Here is a 21,691-nt window from a genome sequence, read left to right as displayed (position 1 = left end):
AATGCCTCCTAAATAGAATTCATCATTTGAAACATTGGCATAATCATTGCTAAATACATAAGAACGACTATTCCCCCAATACACGTAAATAAAATTGGTTGAATGATCACTAACATACGTTTAACTTTTTGCTCCATTTTTTCCATAATAAGATCGCTATAGTCACCTAATTCAATCGCCAAATTACCGTTTGCTTGTCCATGCGTAATAATATAAGAAAGTTCTTCCTCATAATATCCGCTTTTAGCAATAATAGATTGCAACGGTTCTCCCGCAATTAATTGACGTTCAATTCGGCCCGCTTCATATTGAAAAAACGGATGATAATTTTGCTCCATCATTATTGTTAGAGCCTCAAGTACTGATAGTCCGCCGTGTAATAAACCGCTCAATTGAGTGGCGAAATAATGTGAATGCTTTAAAATAAGAAATTTTTTTACGAGGGGGATACAAAGCTTAATTTTTACCTGCTTCATATGCGGGAGTTTTTGAAAGTACAATATATATAGACTACAGCCAATCATAACGATAAAAATAGTGCTAAAAATAAGATAGGGTAGTAGCTTAATTGTACTTAATATTTGTTCTGTAAATAACGGTGCTGTGGAACCGAATGAACTATATACCATGTCAACCTGTGGTAATAAAATGCGATTAAAAATCAAAATCATGATTAGTAAAAAGAGCGCCAAAAACATAGGATACTGCATTATTTTCATCATATCTTTCCTATACTTATCCTTTTTATAAAGAAGTGCGCTCCCTTGTTGCAATGCAAAAGAAATATCACCATGTTTCTCGGCATAAAATAAATAACTTAACATCTCCTGATGAAACTTTAATTGATGAAAAGAATCGTGTAGACTTTTTCCATTTTTTAATCCATCAATCATGCGCTGCATTTGTACTTTCTTTTCTAAAGGTAATTGAAACCGTAAAAATTCTAATGCCTGCAAAAGGGAGTATCCTTTTTCTAATAGTTCTCCTAGTCGTTTCAGCAATACAACTTGATCACTTAAACTCCATATTTTCTTAAACATACACATCCTCTTCTAAAAATCCTAAAGCGTATCCTTTTCGTATCGAAGATTCTAATGTTTCGTGCTTGTACGTGACACATTCCCCGTTTGCTTCTTTAATCGCTTGTTTTAACTCATATCCATATAACAACTCATAAATACTCGCTTGTCTTACTTGCCTCATTGATTTACATAAAGTTGAGCACTTTCTTTTGCAAAACGGACACTTCAATTCGACAAGTCGCTGTGCAGCTATAGCCAATAAAGATTGTTCAATCTCTTGCCTCGTTATACCGAAATCCATAAATCGGAGTATCGCCCCTTTCGCATCATTAGTATGCAGTGTCGTCATTACTAAATGGCCAGTCAAACTTGCTCTTATAGCGATTTTCGCTGTTTCTTCATCACGAATTTCACCGACTAAAATAATATCTGGATCATGACGTAAAATAGCCTTTAATCCTGCCTCATATGTGATACCTGCTTTTTCATTTATTTGAATTTGTAATACATCGTCATTTCTTTTTTCAACTGGATCTTCCAGTGTAACGATGCGACGTGTTTTCTTTTTTCTAATGACCTCTAATAATGCATACATTGTTGTTGTCTTTCCAGAACCAGTCGGTCCAGTAAATACGAGTAATCCATGGGAATAATGTAAAAAAGAGAGTAGTTTTTTCGCTGTACTTGGAAATAACGAAAGATGAGATAACGGCTGGATAGATGCTTGTAAATGAAGACGAATAACGAGACTTTCTTGGTATACGGTTGGAAGCGTGGAAAGGCGTAAATACACTTCTTGTCCATCCATTTGTAAATACAGTGAACCATTTTGTGGCTTCCGTCTCTCCCCTATATCCATGGATGCTAAAAATTTAAAGTGTGAAACAAGTTTTTCTCCAAATTCCTTCTCGATACAGTGTTTCGTCATTAAATCTTTTCCTATACGCAGTTGAACCACTACATCCTTCTTCCTGGGCACAATATGTAAATCCGAAGCTTGTACCCTACACGCCTCTTTCAAAATCATATTCGCAAAGCTTTCAATTCCATTCATCATTTTTCCCTCCCCACTATGTATATAGCATGAAAAAATCCATCTGAAAAATCGGTATTTTTACATTTTCACTAGAGAGAAAAGGAAAAATATGTTTGTGAAATTATGAACAATTTCCGAATTATTGTCTGAAATTACCTATATGGAAGTTTATCTGTATTATAATGTTATTATCTTGGATAAAGTGATAAAGGTGGAGATCCTCATGGAACAAGCTTTAAAAATTACAGGCGTATTATCTGACCCAACTCGTTATTACATTTATAAATATATTTCTCAAAAACATAGTTACGTAACTGTACAAGAAATTGCAGATGAGTTCGACATTCATCCAAACGTAGCGCGTTTACATTTATCTAAATTAGAAGATGTTCATATGCTGAAATCGGAAACAAAGAAAACTGGAAAAGGCGGAAGACCAAGCAGATTATATGTATTATCTGAAGATGTGATTCAATTACAATTTCCATTCCGCGATTATCAATTGTTAGCAAGAATAGCATTTAATTCTTTACTTAGTCTTGGCGCCGCTGGTGAAAAAGCGCTATACGAAACAGGAAAACAATTCGGGGCCGAGTTAATGCAACAACATATGCAGCGTTTACATGTGAACGAAGATGCTTTAACAGTAGAGCAAAAAGTCCAAATTGCAAAAGAAGCTTTCTCAACAGCTGGTTTATCACCTGCATTTGAATTAAGTGCAGATGGAACGAAAATTTTCTACGATGTACACAATTGTCCATTTAAAGAAGTTGCTGTTCATCACCCAACTGAAATTTGTAACATGCACGGAGATATGATGAAAGGGATTTTTGAAATCCTATTCCCTAACACGGAATTAACACGAAATGATAGTCTACTAGATGGATGTAAATCTTGTAATTACAAACTAACAATTTAATTTTCTCATATAAAAAGAAGCCAATTATAATTGGCTTCTTTTTATATGAACGAATATTTACAATAGTAAGAAAAATGAACTATAATGAGGTGAGGTTTACTTTTTTTAGAAAAGGAGGGAGATGGCATGGAGCGCATGTTTCGCGTTCTCGGCTTTTGGACTGGAATTTTCTCGGTTATGTTTTACGTAGGGGATATGCAACAGGCTGCACTACTATTTTTAGGACAAACGGGTTTCTTCGTACTTTTAAGCTATTTAAATTTAACAGAGCGTATGTATATATACGTATTCGGGGCATATTTAACTGTTTTCTTCATAGGATTTACATACTACACGACGTTTTTACTTGTCCCTGGAGCTGGACATTAAAGATGGCATTTTGCCATCTTTTTTTAATTCCGCAATTTCCTAGTTGACTTATAGGTTTTATTACCTTATATTCTATATAACAGATTGGAATTAGGGGGAATCAACATGAATACACTGCTTGTCGGAATTAACGTTGCAGTCATGATCATCTTAGTTGGCGTACTATATTATATGCAACGTAAGCATGTATCTTTTAATAAACGTGTATTTACTGCTTTAGGAGTCGGAATTATATTCGGTCTTATATTACAATTTATTTATGAGCCAACTTCTAAAGTAATTATTGAATCAAATACTTGGTTTAGCTTGATCGGTAACGGTTATGTGAAATTACTTCAAATGATCGTTATGCCACTTATTTTAGTATCTATTATTTCAGCCTTTACAAAATTACAGTTAACGAAAAACCTTGGTAAAATTAGTGGTCTTATTATCGGAATTTTAATTCTTACTACAGGAATCGCTGCAGCTGTCGGTATCGCCGCAAGTGCAGGATTTGATGTATCTGCAACAGGCCTGCAACAAGGTGATGCAGAATCTGCTCGTCTGAAACTAGTTGAAGAAAGATTTACTTCTATTGAAAAAACAACAATTCCAGATAAATTATTAGAGCTGTTACCTACAAATCCGTTTCTTGATTTAACAGGAGCTCGTCCAACATCAACAATTTCTGTTGTAATATTTGCAGCCTTTATCGGTATCGCCTTTATAGGTGTAAAACGAAAATATCCAGAACAAGCAGAACTATTTAAGAAAATGCTTGATGCTGTATATGCAATCGTAATGCGTATGGTAACATTAATTTTACGTCTTACTCCATACGGCGTATTAGCTCTTATGGCAAAAACAGTTGCTGGTAGCGACATTAATGCTATTTTAAAACTTGGTAACTTCGTGTTAGCGTCTTACGTGGCACTTATCGTAATGTTCGTTATCCACTTATTATTAATTGCTCTATCTGGTTTAAATCCAATTCAATATTTAAAAAAGGTGTTCCCTGTATTAACATTTGCATTCACATCTCGCTCTAGTGCTGGTGCAATGCCATTAAATATTGAAGCGCAAAAAGAAAAGCTTGGTATTTCCGAAGGGATTGCAAACTTCGCAGCATCATTTGGAGTATCTATCGGACAAAACGGTTGCGCAGGTATTTATCCAGCAATGCTTGCAATGATGGTCGCTCCAACTGTAGGAATCGATCCATTACAACCACAATTTATTTTAACTTTAATCGCTGTCGTTGCTATTAGCTCATTCGGTGTTGCCGGTGTTGGTGGTGGTGCAACATTCGCAGCGTTAATCGTACTATCTACAATGAACTTACCAATCGGTATTGTCGCTCTTGTTATCTCAGTTGAACCATTAATCGATATGGGTCGTACAGCTCTTAACGTAAGTGGTTCTATGACAGCAGGTCTTATTTCTAGTAAATGGCTTGGTGAATTAGATCAAGATACGTACAATCAAGATGATACAAAAACTGGTGAAATTGCTTCATAATAAAAAGGACGCTAACAAAAACTGTTAGCGTCCTTTTTTAGTTCTTTTCATCTTCCTCTTTTTCTTTTATACATAAGGTATAACATATTGTCTCAAATACTATAAGTAAAGCTCTACCAATTACTTCAGCCATGATAAGAACACCACTTCTATATCATTACGTATAGATATAACGAAAATTTACCATTTTTCATTTTTTTAATAACTATTAATTATAAACTAAAGACTAACTATTATTCCTCATCTGCAAAATGTAAAAACTCTTCCAACCGCTCCTTTAACTCCTCCTCTATCTCACAATAAGTTTCATCAACAAGTTCACCACTTAACTTACTTCCCCAAAACATTATTTGAAGCGGTACTCCTAAAAAATAATTACAACATTCCCAGATAGGAACTGTATAAAATTCAATCATCGCTCCTTCTTCATCTAATACAGCTATCGAAATGGATGAAGAATATCCTGTTTCAAAAGGATCTTCTTTATCTCTGATGAGTTCTATAAATAATTCCATGTTTTTTTCTATGTACAAATGTGAATAATCTTTAAAAAGTTTAAATGATATTCTCTCTATTTCCTTCTCCATACACTGAATTTTCTCTTTTAACTCCAATGTAAAATCTTGTTCTTTATACTTCATTCTCGCCTCCTAAAACACCGAAAAAGAGAATACCAATCTCGTATTCTCTCATTCTTATGCTGCTACAATTATTGTTATTACCTCACAGCCCGTCCTTCTCACAAATAACCATTTTGTTCGCACCATTTATGAAATTGTCCTACGTCTACTCCAACTAACACGATATCCTTTAGCTCTACATCAATGATTTGTTCTCCAATTACAATAGCAAACTGCGATTCTAATTTTGTCTCGCTGTTCTTTACAATTCCAATTCGGTTCCGATGCGGTCCATCTTTTATATATGCTTTTTGTCCTACAATATCAAAGTTCAAGTCTCTCACCTCTTTTATTGCGCTTAAATTTGAAATACGAACTCAAATTCGGAAATTTTCCTTTCCTTGCACTATTTCTCTATATATATGACGAAACAATAAAAGAGTCCTCCCTTCTTTACAATTATTTTTTCTTTGTTTCATTTTTGTGATTGAAACGTAAAGTTTATAATAAAATACACTTGGAAGCGCTTTCTATGTAATTTTTTATGTTATAATATATAAGTAGAACTTCGCAAAGAGGGTTAAAAAAATGAATACAAAAATGATTAACAAAGTAATTGACGCATTAAAAGTATATGGCTTTCAGAATGTATCATTCTGTGACAAAACGAAACAATTTTTATTTCATAACGAAATGGATATTATGAGCGGCTATGCAGAAATAACATATAGTAGTCAATTTGAAAAATTCAACGTACAAATTCATCCGATTGAAACACATCACCAAGCAGAGTTACAAGAGGTTGAAAGACATATACAGGCCTGTATAAGAAAAGTGGAATATTTAAACGCACTTCTTAGCGGACAAACAAAACTAGATGACAAAATTATTATAATGTAAAAAAAAGAACGTGAGAATATCACGTTCTTTTTTTTACATTATACGTTCATCTTTTCCTTCAGTTGTAATCCTGTAATGGATTCTAATACATCCATTGCTTCTCCAAATGTCATATCAAATATCGTCTTATCCTCTATGTATGGAAATTGTCTAAAGCGCTTTTCTAACATTTTCACGGCGTCCGACGTAAAGTGTACACTATCAATGCCAAATTCTGTTTCAAGAAGAACGATCCAATCTAACACATGAAAACCTAATCCATTTACGAATGAAATAAGTTTTTCTTCTGGCTGTGAAGATAAGAATACGTGTCGTTCCATCTCATCGAAAAGTTCTTCACCTAAAACTTCTGCTAATTCATCATCATGTTCGCGTTCAATAATCTCTTCATATCCGTAATCATCCACAAGCTCTTCTACTTCTTCACTGTCCTCACAAAGCAATTGACTAAGAACGGCCCCTTTCTTAAATTCACTATTTTGTACAACTTCTAAAAAGCTCGTTTCCCATCCATTTTCTAATTTCATATTATATACTCCTTTATATACGTTTCTTATCATCACTGTTCCCAAAAGATCACCTTTATAACCTTTTAGGTCGTTATTATTATTTCACATGATTCATAACATAAGATGCAAATTCAGTTGCATCTCCTTCAAAAATATTTATTTCTGGCAAATGATAGAACGTTGTTTGAAGCGGGTTTCTTTCATGATATACATATATCTTTTTCTCTAGCGCAATCGCCATTCCAAACTCTGTATGGCTCCCGTTTCCGCCATCTAATATAAGTAAAAAGACATCCGCTTCTTTAATAGCATTCTTTTCTGCCTGACCAATTTCTCTTAATTGATCTTGATTCACTGCTCTTTCGTTTCTTGTCCAATCATATGTATGGTGCCATCCTGCATGTTTCAGTTCATTTGCTATAGAACGTACAAGATGTTTATTTTGGAATCCTGAGGCGACATAAAAATTCATTTATATACACTCCTTCATTATGTACGGGAAACTCCTTTTAGCGTTACTTGCTATAAACATAATAAAGAACTAAAGAACGACTTCAAAAAAAAATCCCCATCTTTAAAACTTATTTGCGTTTAAATGATGGGATTCTTCATGCTCTTCTTTTATTTTCTTCTTTTTATAACTTTCATCAGCTAACATTTCTAGTTCAGCTGTTATTTCTGATTTTTCAAGCTCTCTTTCTTGCGAAAATTTCCTTGAAATATAAACAATAACACTACCAACGTACAACACAAAGCATATAATAAGTGCAGTATTTTCATAGAGACTTAGCTCCAACACAGTCACTCCTAATCCATTCGTATTTTCACGCTTCATTAATTGGAATTTCCCTACTAATCCATTTGTTATTGTAACATAAAAATATCAATCCTTGGAATCTTTCATCCTACTAAAAAAGACATGATTGTTTCATCATGCCTCTGAAATATGTTGAACGATTGTTTGAATTGCTTCTTTTCCATTATATTTTTTTAGTGCTGTTTTATACATCTCATTATTTTGATTTAATTCTTCGACATGCTTTATAAGTGATTTCACAGTCACATCTTCTTCATACAATACGGAAGCATATCCTTGTCTTTCAAAAGACTCTGCATTTAGTATTTGATCTCCACGACTTGCAAATTTCGATAGCGGAATTAAAACCATCGGCTTTTGCAATGTTAAAAACTCAAAAATGGCATTAGAGCCCGCACGTGAAATAACAAAATCTGTTATCGCTAATATGTCTGGCAGTTCTCCATGTATATATTCAAATTGTTTATATCCTTCTTTATTTTGTAAGCTTTCATCAAGATTACCTTTTCCGCAAAGATGAACAATTTGATATTTTTTCAAAAGTTCTGGTAACGCTTCTCGAACCGTTTCATTAATTTTCTTTGCGCCCAAACTTCCTCCCATAATTGTAATAACTGGCTTTTTACGTAAAAAACCTAAAAACGCTAAACCTTTTTCACGATTTCCCTTTAGCACTTCTTCACGTACAGGAGATCCTGTATAGATTACTTTTTCTTTCGGTAAATGTTTCGCAGCTTCTTCAAATGTAACAAATATTTTCGAAGCAAAACGGAGCGCAATTTTGTTTGCTAGTCCTGGCGTCATATCAGATTCATGTAATAAAACAGGGACTCTATTTAGCCAGCCTCCAATTACGACTGGTACAGATACGAAACCACCTTTTGAAAAAATCACATCCGGTTTTAGTTTTCGAATCCTTACATACGCATCCATAACACCCTTCATTACAAGAAAAGGATCTTTTATATTTTTTAAATCAAAATAACGACGTAGCTTTCCACTTGCAATACTATAGTACGGAATGCCTTCCTGTTCTATAATCGTTTTCTCAATTCCTTGATGAGAACCAATATAAGAAATATCCCAATTCCGTTCTTGTAAATGTGGAATGATGGCTAAATTAGGTGTTACATGCCCTGCCGAACCACCACCTGTAAAGACTATTTTCTTCATACGTCTCCCCCTTCTACACTATAATACACTAAAATATCTTGCCTCAGGGTGAGAAAATACCATAGCCGTCACAGATGCTTCTGGCTCCATCATAAATCCTTCTGTTAATGAAATACCTATTTCTTCTGGATGAATAAGGCGAAATAACTTTTCTTGATCTGCAAGTTCTGGACATGCTGGATAACCGAAAGATACTCGTATCCCTCTATATTTCGTACGGAAACGTTCTTCCATCGTCAGTTCTGGTGAATCTGGAATACCCCAGCGATCACGAATGAGCATATGTGTTTTTTCAGCAAGACCTTCTGCTAGTTCAAGCGCTAACGATTGAATGGCATGACTGCGTAAATAATCCCCCTTCGCCTTCCACTCTTCAGCAATGTCCCGAACGCCTTCCCCAACCGTAACAGATAGGAAAGCAACATAGTCCATCTCATCTCCAACTGGTCGTAAATAATCACCTAAAGTACGATATGGTGCTTTTCCTTGTCTTGGGAATGTGAAACGCTCTATAACACGCGTATGATCTTCTGGATCATATATTACAATGTTTTGTCCGTCACTTTGCGCTGGGAAAAATTGATACACCGCTTTCGGTTTTAACCAAGATTGTCCTTCCTGCAATAATTCATCTATTAAATCATTTAATTCGTGTGCTCTCTTATCTCCCTCTCGCAAAAGCTTCTTCACATTTCCTTTTAATCCAAGGTGATGTCCAAGTAGCATTTGTCTATTTAAAAATGGAGCGAGATGGAGGGCTGGGATATCACGTAATACAATTCGTTTTGTTGAATCAGGTATCATAACCTCTGCCTTCGCTAATGGCTCAATTACTGCTGGAATTTCTACTTTCTTCTCCTCTTTTTTTACGATATGAAGATGACGCTCTTTTTTATCTTGTTTCATCTTCTCACGCTCTTCTTCTTTTTGAAGCTTATTAATAATATCAAGACCAGTCATCGCATCACTCGCATAACATACGAGCCCTTTATATGATGGTGAAATACGATTTTCTGTAAATTTTCTCGTTAACGCTGCCCCGCCTACAACGATTGGAACATCAATATTTGCAGCTTTTAAATCTTCAGCAGTCGTTACCATTTGTTGCGCTGATTTTACTAATAAACCAGAAAGACCAATAATGTCAGGCTTCTTTTCTTGTACTTCTTGAACAATTCGATCCGAACGAACATTGATTCCTAAATTAATAATCTCATATCCGTTATTCGATAAAATAATTTCAACGAGGTTTTTCCCAATATCATGTACGTCACCTTTAACAGTTGCTAATAATACTTTCCCCTTTTTCGCACTCTCGCTAGATTCCATATGTGGCTCTAAATAGCTTACGGCAGCTTTCATACTTTCAGCACTTTGCAATACTTCGGCAACGATAAGCTCATTATTATTAAATAATCGTCCCACCTCATCCATTCCTGTCATAAGTGGGCCATTAATAATATCCAAAGGTTTTCTCCCTTCTGTAAGTGCGAGACTTAAATCTTCTTGTAGCCCTTGTTTCGTACCTTCTACAATGTAATTTGCCAGCCTTTCATCAAGAGTTAATCTTTCTTGGGTAACGACATCTTTCTTTTTTGCCGCGCGATAAAAATTTGTAAATTCTTCTAACGTCTCTTGCGTCGTTTCAAAAAGTAGTGCATCAGCAAGACGTTTTTCTTCCTCTGGAATTGACGCATACCGTTCTAATTTTTCCGTATTCACAATCGCGTAATCTAATCCTGCTTTCGTTGCGTGATATAAAAAGACGGAATTTAATACTTCTCGGCCAGCTGGTGGTAAACCAAAAGATATGTTACTTACACCTAAAATCGTTAAACACTCTGGTAAGGCTTCTTTAATAAGGCGAATTCCTTCTATCGTCGCTGCCGCTGAACCAATATATTCTTCATCACCTGTACCTACAGGAAATACAAGTGCATCAAAAATAATATCTGACGGGCGTATACCATATTTCGTCGTCAATAACTCATAACTTCTTTTCGCGATTTCGAGTTTTCGTTCTGCACTAACCGCCATACCATCTTCATCAATTGTTCCTACAACAATAGCAGCACCATATTTCTGAAGAAGCGGCGTCACTTTTTTAAATCGTTCTTCTCCATCTTCTAAATTAATTGAGTTAATAACAGCTTTTCCTTGAATATAAGTAAGAGCTCGCTCCATCACATTTTCATCTGTTGAATCAATCATAATCGGTACTTTTAACACTTTCGTAACTTCTGCCAAGAAGTTTTCCATATCTTCTATTTCATCGCGATCAGGATCTGCCATACAAATATCAATAATATGAGCATTTTTCTTCACTTGCGCTCTTGCGACTTCAGCAGCCTCTTCAAATTTCCCTTCTGCTACTAATCGTTTAAATTTACGTGACCCAATAACGTTTGTTCTTTCACCAACAAATAATGGTCTCATAGAGTCATCATATTGAAGTGCCTCTAATCCACTAACCCCGTGTCCAGCTCTTTCGTGGTGTTCACGCGGCTTAAGAGAAGCTAACGCGGATTTCATTGCTTTTATATGTTCTGGTGTTGTGCCACAACAACCACCGATAATATTAACCCATCCTTCTTCAGCAAATCGCTTCACTTTTTCAGCGAGAGAAGATGGAGATTCATGATAATGTCCATCTTCATCAGGAAGACCTGCATTTGGATAACAAGAAATGTAACACTCCGACAAATCAGATAGTGAACGAATATGGTCTCTCATAAACTCTGGACCAGTCGCACAGTTTAATCCAACAGATAATGGCTTCATATGTTCTACTGATAAGTAAAAAGCCTCAATTGTTTGCCCAGCCAGAGTCGTTCCCATCGGTTCGATCGTTCCCGAAATCATAATAGGTACAATTTTATTTAGCTCATCAAAAGCTGCTTGAATTCCAATATAAGCAGCCTTCACGTTACGCATATCTTGACTCGTCTCAACGAGTAATACATCTACGTCGCCATTCAATAAGCCTCTAGCCTGCCGTGTATAGGCTTCAATTAATTCTTCAAACGTCACACCACCTGTAACACTAATCGCTTTCGTTGTTGGTCCCATTGCTCCCGCAACATATACTTCCTTCCCGCTTTCTTTGACCGCTTGCTTCGCCAAACGTGCTGCCTTCTCATTTAATTCCTCATCTAAATGAGACAACTCATAATCACTTAATACAATATTCGTCGCCCCAAATGTATTTGTTTCAATAATATCCGCTCCAGCTTCAATATAAGCTTTATGAATCTTTAAAATGACATCAGGCCTTGTTTCTACTAAATATTCATTACAGCCTTCGTACTCTTCTCCTCCGAAATCTTCCGCAGTTAAGTCCTCTTGCTGGATCATTGTTCCCATTGCACCATCTAATATTAAGATGTTATTCTGTAATTTTTCTTCTATACATTTCATCAGTTAATACCTTCTTTCACTTCTTGCTTTTCTCTCACATATTTAACAAGATGTTCTGTAATTTCATATTTTAGAAATGGTGTAATAAGATAAATGCCGTTAAAATACTTCATCGCCGCATCGATTAATTCTTGTGAAATGAGAATTCCTTCCTCAATTGCTGCCTCTTTCGTTTCATGTCCATCCATTCTCTCCCTTATTTCTTCAGGTAGTGTAATACCCGGTACCTCAAAATGAAGGAAATCTGCATTCCTTTTACTTATTAATGGCATAATCCCAATAAAAATAGGTTGTTCCAAATGCTTTGTCGCTTCATACACTTCTTCAATTAACGCAATATCATAAATTGGCTGAGTTAAGAAATATTCCGCTCCAGCATCTATTTTCCGTTCCATTCGCTTAACCGCTGCTTTTAAATGTCTTACATGCGGATTAAACGCACCTCCCACTGAAAACCTTGTTGCTGGACCAATTGATTTCCCTAAAATCGAGCGCCCGTCGTTCATTTCTTTAATCATTTTAATGAGCTCAATAGAGGACAAATCATATACAGAAGTGGCACCTGGAAAATCACCAACGCGTGCTGGATCCCCAGTTAAAGCTAACACTTCTTCCATACCTAATGCTGATAGGCCTAGTAAATGAGATTGTAGTCCGATGACGTTATGGTCTCTACACGTTAAGTGCGTTAATACCGGAATATCGTGCTTCGTTAATAATGCCCCCATTGCCATATTCGAGATGCGAGGCGATGCTAATGAATTATCTGCTAGAGTAATAGCATCTGCACCAGCTCTTTTCAATGCTCTTGCTCCTTCAAAAAATCGCTGCGTATCTAACGTTTTCGGTGGATCTAATTCCACTACTAATGTCGTTTGTTTTTTTGCTTTCTCTGCTAAAGTGACATGAGCTTTCGAACGTTTTTCATGTGTATGAACTACTTTCGGTCTTTGAATCGTATCCTTTTCTATTACAGGCGTAATATTTAGAGTAGCACGTTTCATACTTTCAATATGTTCTGGAGTAGTGCCACAACAACCACCCAATAACCGGATACCTTGCTCAATAAATTTCGGTGTCATCGCTTCGAAATAAGCCGGACTTCCCTCATATACGTAGCGTCCCTCCACATAATTCGGGAGACCTGCATTTGGATATGCTGACAAGTAGCCATTTTGAGGAATCGATATCATTTTAAAAGCTTCCGTCATATGAAGTGGCCCTAGTTGACAGTTCAATCCAACGACATTTGCACCGTAATCTAAAAGCTGTTTTAATATTTCATTTACATCATTTCCATTTTGAGTCGTACCTGCCTCATGTAACGCTAATTGAGCTACAATTGGAATATTCGTTTGTTTTCGTAACACCTGAACAGCATGAAGTAATTCAAACTCATCATAGAAAGTCTCTAATAGCAGTCCATCAACCTGTTCTTCTAGTAATGCACTTGCCTGTTCCAGTAACATAAATTCTCGCTCCATATCAGTTGTCGTAACAGCTCCGATATGTTTCATACCACCAATTGTCCCTAAAATTGCATTTCTATCTGTAACAGATGCTTTCGCAATCTTCACTGCCGCTTTATTAATTTGAACAACTTGATTCTCTAAGCCATACATACGTAATTTCGCTTCATTTGCTCCGTACGTATTTGTTTGAATCACATCTGCCCCAGCAGCTACATATTGTTTATGAATCGATATAATTAAATCTGGATCAGATATATTCAATTCTTCAAAACTACTTTGCAAACCATGTGAATGTAATAACGTCCCAACCGCACCATCACCTATTACAATTCCTTTTGATAATAAATCTAGTAATTTCACAAATCTCCCTCATTTCTATCAATATAAAAAACCCCCTCTTCACTTTGAAGAGGGGGACATAATTGTTCCTCCTCTTATTATGCAAAACATTCGTTTTGCAGGTATTAGCACCGTTTCAAACATTTCGTTTAAAGGTTGCCGGGTTTCACAGGGCCTTTCCCTCCACCGCTCTCAATAAGAGTTTGTCTTTATTATTTTATTTATGTAGCTAAAAGGAAATACGTTCCCCTTTTAACAATGTTTGTTAATTTTTTAATAAATTTAGCATGCACAAATGCAAAAGTCAATGACACTTGCGGAAAAATAAAAATTATTTAAAATAAAGTTGCAATTCAATTATCTTTTGTTGTAAAGTTAAAAACATAATAAAATTTCATACGAACATTCTTATCTAGAGAGGTAGAGGGACTGGCCCTTTGACGCCTCAGCAACCATTAACATTTGTTAATAAGGTGCTAATTCCAGCAAATTGTGAAAGATTTGACAGATGAGAAGAAGACTCTATTCAAACCGAAAGCCTTCTTCTTTAGAAGGCTTTTTTTATTTTACATTCACTTAATTGTTAATTTAAAAAGGAGGAATTTTCACATGTCAACTATTGAAACAAAACTAGCACAAATCGGAAACCGGAGCGAAACTACAACAGGAACTGTTAACCCACCTGTTTATTTTTCAACTGCTTATCGTCACGAAGGAATTGGTAACTCTACTGGCTTTGACTATTCACGAACTGGCAATCCAACTCGCGGTCTTTTAGAGCAGGCAATCGCAGATTTAGAGTACGGTGAACAAGGTTATGCCTGTAGTTCAGGGATGGCAGCTGTTCTCCTCGTCCTTTCCCTATTCCGTTCCGGAGACGAACTTATTGTATCTGAAGATTTATACGGGGGCACTTATCGATTATTTTCTGAGCACGAAAAAAAGTGGAATGTTCGATGTAGATACGTAAATACACAATCTATTAAACAAATTGAGCAAGCTATCACAACTGAAACGAAAGCTATTTTCATAGAAACTCCAACTAATCCGTTAATGCAAGTTACTGATATTGCCGCTGTCGCAACTGTAGCGAAAAGACACGGACTACTTCTTATTGTAGACAACACATTCTATACGCCTTATATACAGCAGCCATTAACAGAAGGTGCCGACATTGTACTTCATAGCGCAACGAAATATTTAGGGGGACATAACGATGTCCTAAGCGGACTTGTCGTTGCAAAGGGAAAGGAACTTTGTGAGGAAATCGCTCATTATCATAATGCCTCTGGTGCGGTCTTAAGTCCATTTGACTCATGGCTATTAATTCGTGGTATGAAAACGTTAGCGCTTCGCATGAGACAACATGAAGAAAATGCAAAAGCAGTTGTTGCTTATTTAAATGATGAAGACGGGGTGACAGATGTATTTTATCCTGGAAGAGGCGGCATGATCTCATTTCGTCTGAAAGATGAAACATGGATTAATCCATTCTTACAATCTTTATCCTTAATTACATTTGCTGAAAGTCTTGGTGGTGTTGAAAGTTTAATGACGTATCCAGCAACGCAAACACACGCTGATATTCCTGAAGAAATCAGAACAGCAAACGGTGTATGTAATCGTCTTCTGCGATTTTCCGTTGGCATTGAAAATAGTAACGATTTAATCCAAGACTTAAAGCAAGCCATTAAACTTGTAAAAGAAGGTGTAAGAATATGAGTTATTCTATAGATACACTCTTACTGCACAACCAATATAAACATGACTCGCAAACAGGAGCTGTTAACGTTCCCATCTATAATACATCAACATTCCACCAGTTTGATGTAGATACGTTCGGAAAATATGACTATAGTCGCTCTGGTAATCCAACTCGTGAAGCTCTTGAAGATATCATTGCTTTATTAGAAGGAGGAACAAAGGGATTTGCCTTCGCATCAGGAATTGCAGCGATTTCTACTGCATTCCTCCTTCTTTCACAAGGCGATCACGTACTCATTTCAGAAGACGTATACGGAGGAACTTACCGAATTATAACTGAAGTGCTCTCCCGTTACGGTGTGTCACATACATTTGTTGATATGACAAATGTAGAAGAAATAAAGCAAAACATTAAGCCAAACACAAAACTCTTTTATGTGGAAACACCCTCTAATCCACTTTTAAAAGTGACAGATATTCGTGCTGTTTCTAAACTTGCAAAATCTATTGACGCCCTTACTTTTGTTGATAATACATTTTTGACACCACTATTCCAGAAACCACTTGATCTTGGCGCCGATGTCGTTCTTCATAGTGCTACAAAATTCATTGCCGGTCATAGTGATGTTACTGCCGGATTAGCGGTTGTAAAAGATGCCGAACTCGCTCAAAAACTTGGATTTTTACAAAATGCATTCGGCGCTATTTTAGGTCCTCAAGATTGTTCTCTCGTACTTCGCGGTCTAAAAACATTGCATGTACGTCTTGAGCATTCAGCTGCAAACGCCAATAAAATTGCACATTATTTACAAGAGCACGCTAAAGTTAAAAATGTCTATTATCCTGGCTTACAAACACATCTTGGATTTGATATTCAACAATCTCAAGCTACATCAGCCGGAGCTGTCCTATCTTTCACTTTACAATCAGAAGACGCACTCCGCCAATTTTTATCAAAAGTAAAATTACCTGTCTTTGCAGTTAGTTTAGGAGCTGTCGAATCGATTCTTTCCTACCCAGCTAAAATGTCACATGCAGCACTGTCGCAAGAAGCTCGTGATGAAAGAGGGATTTCTAATTCATTACTTCGGTTATCCGTCGGCCTTGAAAATGTTGACGATTTAATATCCGATTTTGAAAATGCCCTTTCTTATGTAGAAGAACCTGTAAATGCATAGAACGAACAGAAGATATGAAATTAAGTTTTCATATCTTCTTTTTTATACCGTTAAGTATATTTTTTACTTTTCGTATAGTCCATAAAAAAAACAAAAGAGCACCATCTATTTCCAAATAATGAATTAATTGATATATTAAGAAGTAAAAAAGGGGGCAAAAATAATGGATACTTGTGCAGATGTTTTAATCGTTATCGATTTACAAAATGGAGTATGTTATAGCGAAGAGCATTTATTCGATTTACAAAATTTACTTACAAAAGTAAATAAAAGAATTTCTTCATACAGAAAATCAAATAAACCAATCATTTTTATTCAACATTGTGACGATGATTTAGTACCCGAAAAAGAACTTTGGGCTATTCATGCTGATCTAGATGTTCAGGAACAAGATTTTTTTGTAAGAAAAACACATGCCAATTCATTTTATAAAACAAACTTGAAAGAGATTTTAGAACAATTATCTGTACACCGTATTGAATTTTGTGGTGCCCAAACAGAGTACTGTATGGATGCTACGATTAAATTTTCCCATGGACTAGAATACGAAAACTTCATGGTACAGAAAGCAACCTCTACGTTAAATAATCCATTTATGTCCGCAAAAGAGACAATTGATTTTTATGAGAACATATGGAACCGCAGATTTTTAAAGCTGATAAAAGATGAACTCTAGAATATATAACTAATGTCTTGGTAATTCTAAAATTTATCAGCTATACTCAAATATTTTGTTATCACCATAAAGAAGCTGACTATATTCAGCTTCCTTTCTTTTAACCTGTTTTATATTCTATATATAACATTATAATTCCTTTTTCTTATTATTTTAAAAATTTTGTATATTCATTTGAAAGAATAAGAAAATCATGATAAAATTGTGTTACAAATATATCTATATCTTTCAATTTTTAAAACGCATCGAAATTTTCGCCCAAAAATGTCATTTTACAAAACCATGCAAATTTATCTACTTTATTTACATCAGGGTCTCTTTTCTTACAATTTCTTTACTTTAGGACTTTTTTTCTGCAACAACTGTTTCCTTTTCTTTAATTTTTTGGTATGTATAGTATGGTATAACAGCTCACACGGAGGTGGAAAAGAACATGTTAGAAACCTTTCAAAAAGAAATAGAACTATATGAAAGCAATGCAGAATTATTGAAAGTACTTGCTCATCCTGTTCGCTTATGTATTGTAAAAGGATTAATTGAACGTGGTCCGAGCAACGTTTCAACAATGTACACTGGCTTAAACATGCCACAATCTACAATTTCACAGCATTTAGCAAAATTAAAAAGTGCTAAAATCGTTTCAAGTGAAAGAAAAGGATTGGAAATTTATTACAAAGTAGAAAACGAGACAATTATTCAACTCGTTCGCGTATTATTAGGTTAAGAGCTCATAAACAGAGAAAAAGGGCGTATTTTATATTTTTTATCTCATATCTTTAATATAAATATATATCATGAGAGGAAATATATGATGCTACATAATTAAAAAGTCGTATTAAAAAACAAGACACAGAAATATGCTGTGTCTTGTTTTTTTATATTTTCAAATACTGATCCAAGTGTAACTGTTGCATATGTTTCGTATGTATCACAACATCAAATGCACTCCCTAATCCTCCGCTCAAAATCATAGAACGAACTGCACGATTTTGTTTTTGAGTTTCAGAAAAAGGATTTCGATCTTGGTGACCCGTAAGCTGATCTAATATTCCTGCTGCTAACAAAAACTCAGATTGCTTCTTATGCCATACTATATTCATGCCTTGCAGGCTAAACATCTCTTTCAGTTCGTCCCAATGAATATGAGTAGTAAGATCCATTTCACCTGGATGCTCTAAAGGATTACGGATTAACTTATGCTCGTAATATCCTCGTAAACTTCCTTCTTGATGTGCAGGCTGCATCCATTCTTCTTTTGTGTATCCATAATCAACGGTAATACATACACCTCGTTGAAACCATTTCGCAATTTCTACTATATATTCTTCCATCGCAAGTGGCACTTCAAAACGTTGACCTTCAGCAAGATGAATATTATATTTCAATAAGTATCGACCAATATTTTTCTGTAGCGGTCTACATACTTCTGCGAGTTTCCCTTCCTCTGTGTACGTAATGCGTACTTCATACAATATTCCATTTCTCTTCTCAATTACTTCAACAGGAAATGCATCAAATAACTCATTCGAAAAAAGAATCCCTTCGAATGATTCTCCCATTTCACTATGCGACGTATAATACGACACATTAGAAAACGAACAAAGATTTTTCTGCTGTAAGTTTCTATGAAAAGGGCTCATTTCAATCATTGAATAGTTTAAATCAATAAAGGTTTTTGGAGATACTTGCTTCCACTCTTGTAAAACATCATAGGCAAACCTTCCTGTTCCCCCACCAATCTCACAAATATTCGGAGCAACTTCACCATTTTCAACAAGACGAATAAAAAACTTAGCAAATGTTTTTGCAAAAACAGAGGATACGTTGCTACTTGTAAAAAAATCCCCTTGTCTTCCAATTTTTTCACGTTCCTTCATATAATAGCCATGTCCCTCTGTGTACAATACGAGGTTCATATACGTACTATATGAAATTGAATAATCCTTCTCTTTCTCCATCCATTCTTTTAAAATGAGCTCCATCTCCATACTAGCTCCTTACTGTAAAAATGGATTATTTTCTTTTTCAAAACCAATGCTTGTTTCTGGACCATGTCCACATAGCACCGCTGTTTCATCTGGTAATACAAATAATTTTTCTTCAATACTTCCAATCAATTCAGCAAAACTTCCACCGGGTAAATCTGTTCTTCCGATGCTCATTTGGAACAATACATCACCAGAAAATACAGCATTCGCCTCTTTACAATAATAAGAAATACTGCCTGGAGAATGTCCTGGCGTCTCAAAAATCTCAAAATTAAATGAACCAATTGCTAATGCACCTTCTGCATTAATAATATGATCTGCTGGTTTTGCTGTAATACTGCGATTCATCATAAAAATTTGAGAGCCATTTACAGTTGCATCGCCTAACCAATCTGCTTCTTCTTTATGTACGTACACAGGAATATGAAAAGCGTCTCTTACCGCGTCAACAGCACCAATATGATCAAAATGAGCATGTGTTAATAAAACAGCAAGTGGCTTTAATTGTTCTTCTTGTAAATATGTAACGAGCTTCTCTCCTTCGTGACCAGGATCAAAGATAATACACTCATTTTGATCATTCGTTAAAATATAAGCATTCGTTTGTAATGGGCCTAACGGCATTTGTATCCATTTCATATGAAAATCTCCTCCAATTATTAAACTTACTTTCAATGATACAACATTTTTTTCTCTTAGGAAAAGAAAGGATGCTATCTCGACAATCATTTTTAAAACATGTACAATATAAAAGAGTTAATATTCTAAAAACTCATATTGAGGAATAGGTAGACAGAGGAGGATATTGTATGGGCCTTGTTATTATTTTTGCGCTAGTCACTCTGTTAGCTGTATTCGCTACGCTTAGAACTCTTCGCGAAAAAAACTTATTCGCGGGCGGCTTTGCAATTGCAACTGTACTCGTTTTCGGATGGTTTACGATCATGACTGTTCTATATAACGGGTACCCACCAGCAGCTTAATTCATTTACATGTTATTCTTCATCAAGATTTCACACAAAAAGAGGAAGGGTTTCCCCTTCCTCTTTTCATATTTCACAACTTATACCATCTTCGCTTCGTATTTGTGCTTTTTTACAAGCCAAGCTCCTCCGATAACACCTGCATCATTACCAAGTATTGCAATCGCTAACTTTGTGCTCTTTACAGCACGTGAGAAAGCATATTGCTCGAAATAACGTTGAATTGGCTCTAATAGTGCATCTCCAGCTTTAGACACGCCCCCGCCAATAACAATTTTCTCTGGGTTCAACGTACTAGCAAGGTTCGCTACAGCTAACCCTAAATAAGAAGCTACTTTTTCTACTACTTCGCCTGCTAGCTCGTCACCTTGTCCAAGTGCTTCAAACACATCTTTTGATGTAATACGCCCTTCTTCTGCTAACATAGAACGTAGAACACTCTCTTTATTAGTCTCTTGTATTTTTTGCATAGCAACACGCACAATACCCGTTGCAGATGCTACAGTTTCTAAGCAACCAGACTTCCCGCAATTACATGGGAAAGCATTCTCTGTAACTACTGTAATATGTCCAATCTCACCAGCAGCTCCGCTTACGCCGTGTACAATCTCACCATTGGCGATTACACCACCACCAACACCAGTGCCAAGTGTCATACAGATTAAATCTTTTGCTCCTTCACCAGCACCTTTCCACATTTCACCAAGCGCTGCTAAGTTTGCATCATTATCAATAACAACAGGTAATCCTGTTTCTACTTCTAATAAATCTTTTAACGGATAGTTTTTCCATCCTAAATTGACCGCTTCATAAATCATTCCAGACGCCACGTGTACAGGACCAGGAGCTCCCATACCAATACCGATTAACTTGCTTTTCAATTCACCTAACTCTTCTAACTTTTTATCAATAGCTTTCGCTACATCAAGCGTAATATGTTTTCCTTGCTCATTTGTATTCGTAGGGATTTCCCACTTATGTAAAATTTCACCGTACACATTAATAAATGCTAATTTAATTGTTGTACCACCAAGGTCAACCCCAACTAACCATTTCTCTTCCATGTTGC

22 protein-coding genes and 2 riboswitches are annotated in these 21,691 nt (G+C 35.8%); of the genes, 9 read left to right on the top strand and 13 right to left on the bottom strand.

Going from position 1 to position 21,691, the window contains the following annotated elements; translation table 11 throughout:
* Positions 1–8: 8 nt before the first annotated feature.
* Positions 9–1,040 carry a competence type IV pilus assembly protein ComGB gene (gene comGB / locus QEP67_RS06145; RefSeq protein ID WP_353706545.1) on the bottom strand — a complete coding sequence of 344 codons (1,032 nt, stop codon included), beginning with the start codon at positions 1,038–1,040 and terminating at the stop codon, positions 9–11.
* On the bottom strand, positions 1,033–2,076 hold the full coding sequence (comGA, locus tag QEP67_RS06140) for a competence protein ComGA (RefSeq protein ID WP_001013192.1): 1,044 nt from the start codon (positions 2,074–2,076) through the stop codon (positions 1,033–1,035). Before comGA ends, comGB begins: the two co-directional genes overlap by 8 nt.
* A 205-nt stretch (positions 2,077–2,281) precedes the next feature.
* Here comGA and QEP67_RS06135 point away from each other — a divergent pair, with 205 nt between their 5' ends.
* The 3 genes from QEP67_RS06135 to QEP67_RS06125 all read left to right on the top strand — a co-directional run bounded on the left by QEP67_RS06135 (position 2,282) and on the right by QEP67_RS06125 (position 4,846).
* Positions 2,282–2,977, top strand: coding sequence for a helix-turn-helix domain-containing protein (locus tag QEP67_RS06135; protein ID WP_000434122.1), 696 nt, complete (start codon positions 2,282–2,284; stop codon positions 2,975–2,977).
* Between the two features lie 126 nt (positions 2,978–3,103).
* Positions 3,104–3,346: a DUF2626 domain-containing protein gene (locus QEP67_RS06130; protein ID WP_000440719.1), complete on the top strand. Its 243-nt coding sequence runs from the start codon at positions 3,104–3,106 to the stop codon at positions 3,344–3,346.
* Positions 3,347–3,451: 105 nt separating this feature from the next.
* Positions 3,452–4,846: an L-cystine transporter gene (locus QEP67_RS06125; RefSeq protein ID WP_001094324.1), complete on the top strand. Its 1,395-nt coding sequence runs from the start codon at positions 3,452–3,454 to the stop codon at positions 4,844–4,846.
* Between the two features lie 233 nt (positions 4,847–5,079).
* Here QEP67_RS06125 and QEP67_RS06120 read toward each other — a convergent pair whose 3' ends face one another.
* On the bottom strand, positions 5,080–5,487 hold the full coding sequence (locus QEP67_RS06120; protein ID WP_064459833.1) for a hypothetical protein: 408 nt from the start codon (positions 5,485–5,487) through the stop codon (positions 5,080–5,082).
* Positions 5,488–5,585: 98 nt separating this feature from the next.
* On the bottom strand, positions 5,586–5,801 hold the full coding sequence (locus tag QEP67_RS06115) for a DUF3912 family protein (RefSeq protein WP_001008334.1): 216 nt from the start codon (positions 5,799–5,801) through the stop codon (positions 5,586–5,588).
* 253 nt (positions 5,802–6,054) lie between these two features.
* On the opposite strand from QEP67_RS06115, the gene QEP67_RS06110 reads away from it, so the two are divergent.
* Complete coding sequence (locus tag QEP67_RS06110; RefSeq protein WP_353706544.1) at positions 6,055–6,366, top strand: hypothetical protein; 312 nt, start codon at positions 6,055–6,057, stop codon at positions 6,364–6,366.
* 38 nt (positions 6,367–6,404) lie between these two features.
* On the opposite strand, the gene QEP67_RS06105 is transcribed toward QEP67_RS06110, so the two are convergent.
* The 6 genes from QEP67_RS06105 to QEP67_RS06080 form a co-directional block, all read right to left on the bottom strand.
* On the bottom strand, positions 6,405–6,893 hold the full coding sequence (locus QEP67_RS06105; RefSeq protein ID WP_000764276.1) for a hypothetical protein: 489 nt from the start codon (positions 6,891–6,893) through the stop codon (positions 6,405–6,407).
* Between the two features lie 79 nt (positions 6,894–6,972).
* The gene (locus QEP67_RS06100; protein ID WP_001012499.1) at positions 6,973–7,347 is read right to left on the bottom strand and encodes a nucleoside 2-deoxyribosyltransferase; all 375 of its coding nucleotides are present in this window, start codon (positions 7,345–7,347) and stop codon (positions 6,973–6,975) included.
* Between the two features lie 102 nt (positions 7,348–7,449).
* Entirely contained in the window at positions 7,450–7,710 is a 261-nt protein-coding gene (locus QEP67_RS06095; protein WP_000817963.1) for a DUF3966 domain-containing protein, read from the bottom strand.
* 96 nt (positions 7,711–7,806) lie between these two features.
* Positions 7,807–8,865 carry an undecaprenyldiphospho-muramoylpentapeptide beta-N-acetylglucosaminyltransferase gene (gene murG, locus QEP67_RS06090; RefSeq protein WP_000724756.1) on the bottom strand — a complete coding sequence of 353 codons (1,059 nt, stop codon included), beginning with the start codon at positions 8,863–8,865 and terminating at the stop codon, positions 7,807–7,809.
* 18 nt (positions 8,866–8,883) lie between these two features.
* On the bottom strand, positions 8,884–12,282 hold the full coding sequence (gene metH, locus QEP67_RS06085) for a methionine synthase (protein WP_000649697.1): 3,399 nt from the start codon (positions 12,280–12,282) through the stop codon (positions 8,884–8,886).
* Complete coding sequence (locus QEP67_RS06080) at positions 12,282–14,114, bottom strand: bifunctional homocysteine S-methyltransferase/methylenetetrahydrofolate reductase (protein WP_000770342.1); 1,833 nt, start codon at positions 14,112–14,114, stop codon at positions 12,282–12,284. Before QEP67_RS06080 ends, metH begins: the two co-directional genes overlap by 1 nt.
* Before the next feature lie 71 nt (positions 14,115–14,185).
* A riboswitch (SAM riboswitch) is annotated at positions 14,186–14,295 on the bottom strand.
* Positions 14,296–14,498: 203 nt separating this feature from the next.
* A riboswitch (SAM riboswitch) is annotated at positions 14,499–14,608 on the top strand.
* 94 nt (positions 14,609–14,702) lie between these two features.
* On the opposite strand from QEP67_RS06080, the gene metI reads away from it, so the two are divergent.
* The 4 genes from metI to QEP67_RS06060 all read left to right on the top strand — a co-directional run bounded on the left by metI (position 14,703) and on the right by QEP67_RS06060 (position 18,375).
* On the top strand, positions 14,703–15,815 hold the full coding sequence (gene metI / locus QEP67_RS06075; RefSeq protein ID WP_000103901.1) for a cystathionine gamma-synthase/O-acetylhomoserine thiolyase: 1,113 nt from the start codon (positions 14,703–14,705) through the stop codon (positions 15,813–15,815).
* Positions 15,812–16,975: a cystathionine beta-lyase gene (gene metC / locus QEP67_RS06070; protein ID WP_000122285.1), complete on the top strand. Its 1,164-nt coding sequence runs from the start codon at positions 15,812–15,814 to the stop codon at positions 16,973–16,975. The genes metI and metC overlap by 4 nt, the downstream gene beginning before the upstream one ends.
* A 163-nt stretch (positions 16,976–17,138) precedes the next feature.
* Entirely contained in the window at positions 17,139–17,651 is a 513-nt protein-coding gene (locus QEP67_RS06065) for a cysteine hydrolase family protein (RefSeq protein WP_000379163.1), read from the top strand.
* A gap of 433 nt (positions 17,652–18,084) precedes the next feature.
* Positions 18,085–18,375, top strand: a complete 291-nt coding sequence (locus QEP67_RS06060) for a metalloregulator ArsR/SmtB family transcription factor (RefSeq protein WP_000894375.1) — start codon at positions 18,085–18,087, stop codon at positions 18,373–18,375.
* Between the two features lie 151 nt (positions 18,376–18,526).
* Here the strand turns inward: QEP67_RS06060 and QEP67_RS06055 are convergent, their stop codons facing one another.
* A complete protein-coding gene (locus tag QEP67_RS06055; protein WP_000425117.1) occupies positions 18,527–19,639 on the bottom strand; it encodes an SAM-dependent methyltransferase in 1,113 nt (370 codons plus the stop codon).
* Between the two features lie 9 nt (positions 19,640–19,648).
* Positions 19,649–20,278 carry an MBL fold metallo-hydrolase gene (locus QEP67_RS06050; protein WP_000871245.1) on the bottom strand — a complete coding sequence of 210 codons (630 nt, stop codon included), beginning with the start codon at positions 20,276–20,278 and terminating at the stop codon, positions 19,649–19,651.
* A gap of 170 nt (positions 20,279–20,448) precedes the next feature.
* On the opposite strand from QEP67_RS06050, the gene QEP67_RS06045 reads away from it, so the two are divergent.
* Positions 20,449–20,622: a DUF2759 domain-containing protein gene (locus QEP67_RS06045; RefSeq protein ID WP_000524847.1), complete on the top strand. Its 174-nt coding sequence runs from the start codon at positions 20,449–20,451 to the stop codon at positions 20,620–20,622.
* 80 nt (positions 20,623–20,702) lie between these two features.
* Here the strand turns inward: QEP67_RS06045 and glcK are convergent, their stop codons facing one another.
* On the bottom strand, positions 20,703–21,686 hold the full coding sequence (glcK, locus tag QEP67_RS06040) for a glucokinase (RefSeq protein WP_000391711.1): 984 nt from the start codon (positions 21,684–21,686) through the stop codon (positions 20,703–20,705).
* Positions 21,687–21,691 lie beyond the last annotated feature (5 nt).

Source organism: Bacillus cereus group sp. MS39, from assembly GCF_040448665.1.
GTDB lineage: Bacteria > Bacillota > Bacilli > Bacillales > Bacillaceae_G > Bacillus_A > Bacillus_A wiedmannii.
The sequence above is the reverse complement of the archived record's forward strand: the minus strand, read 5'-3'. Positions and strand labels throughout refer to the sequence as shown.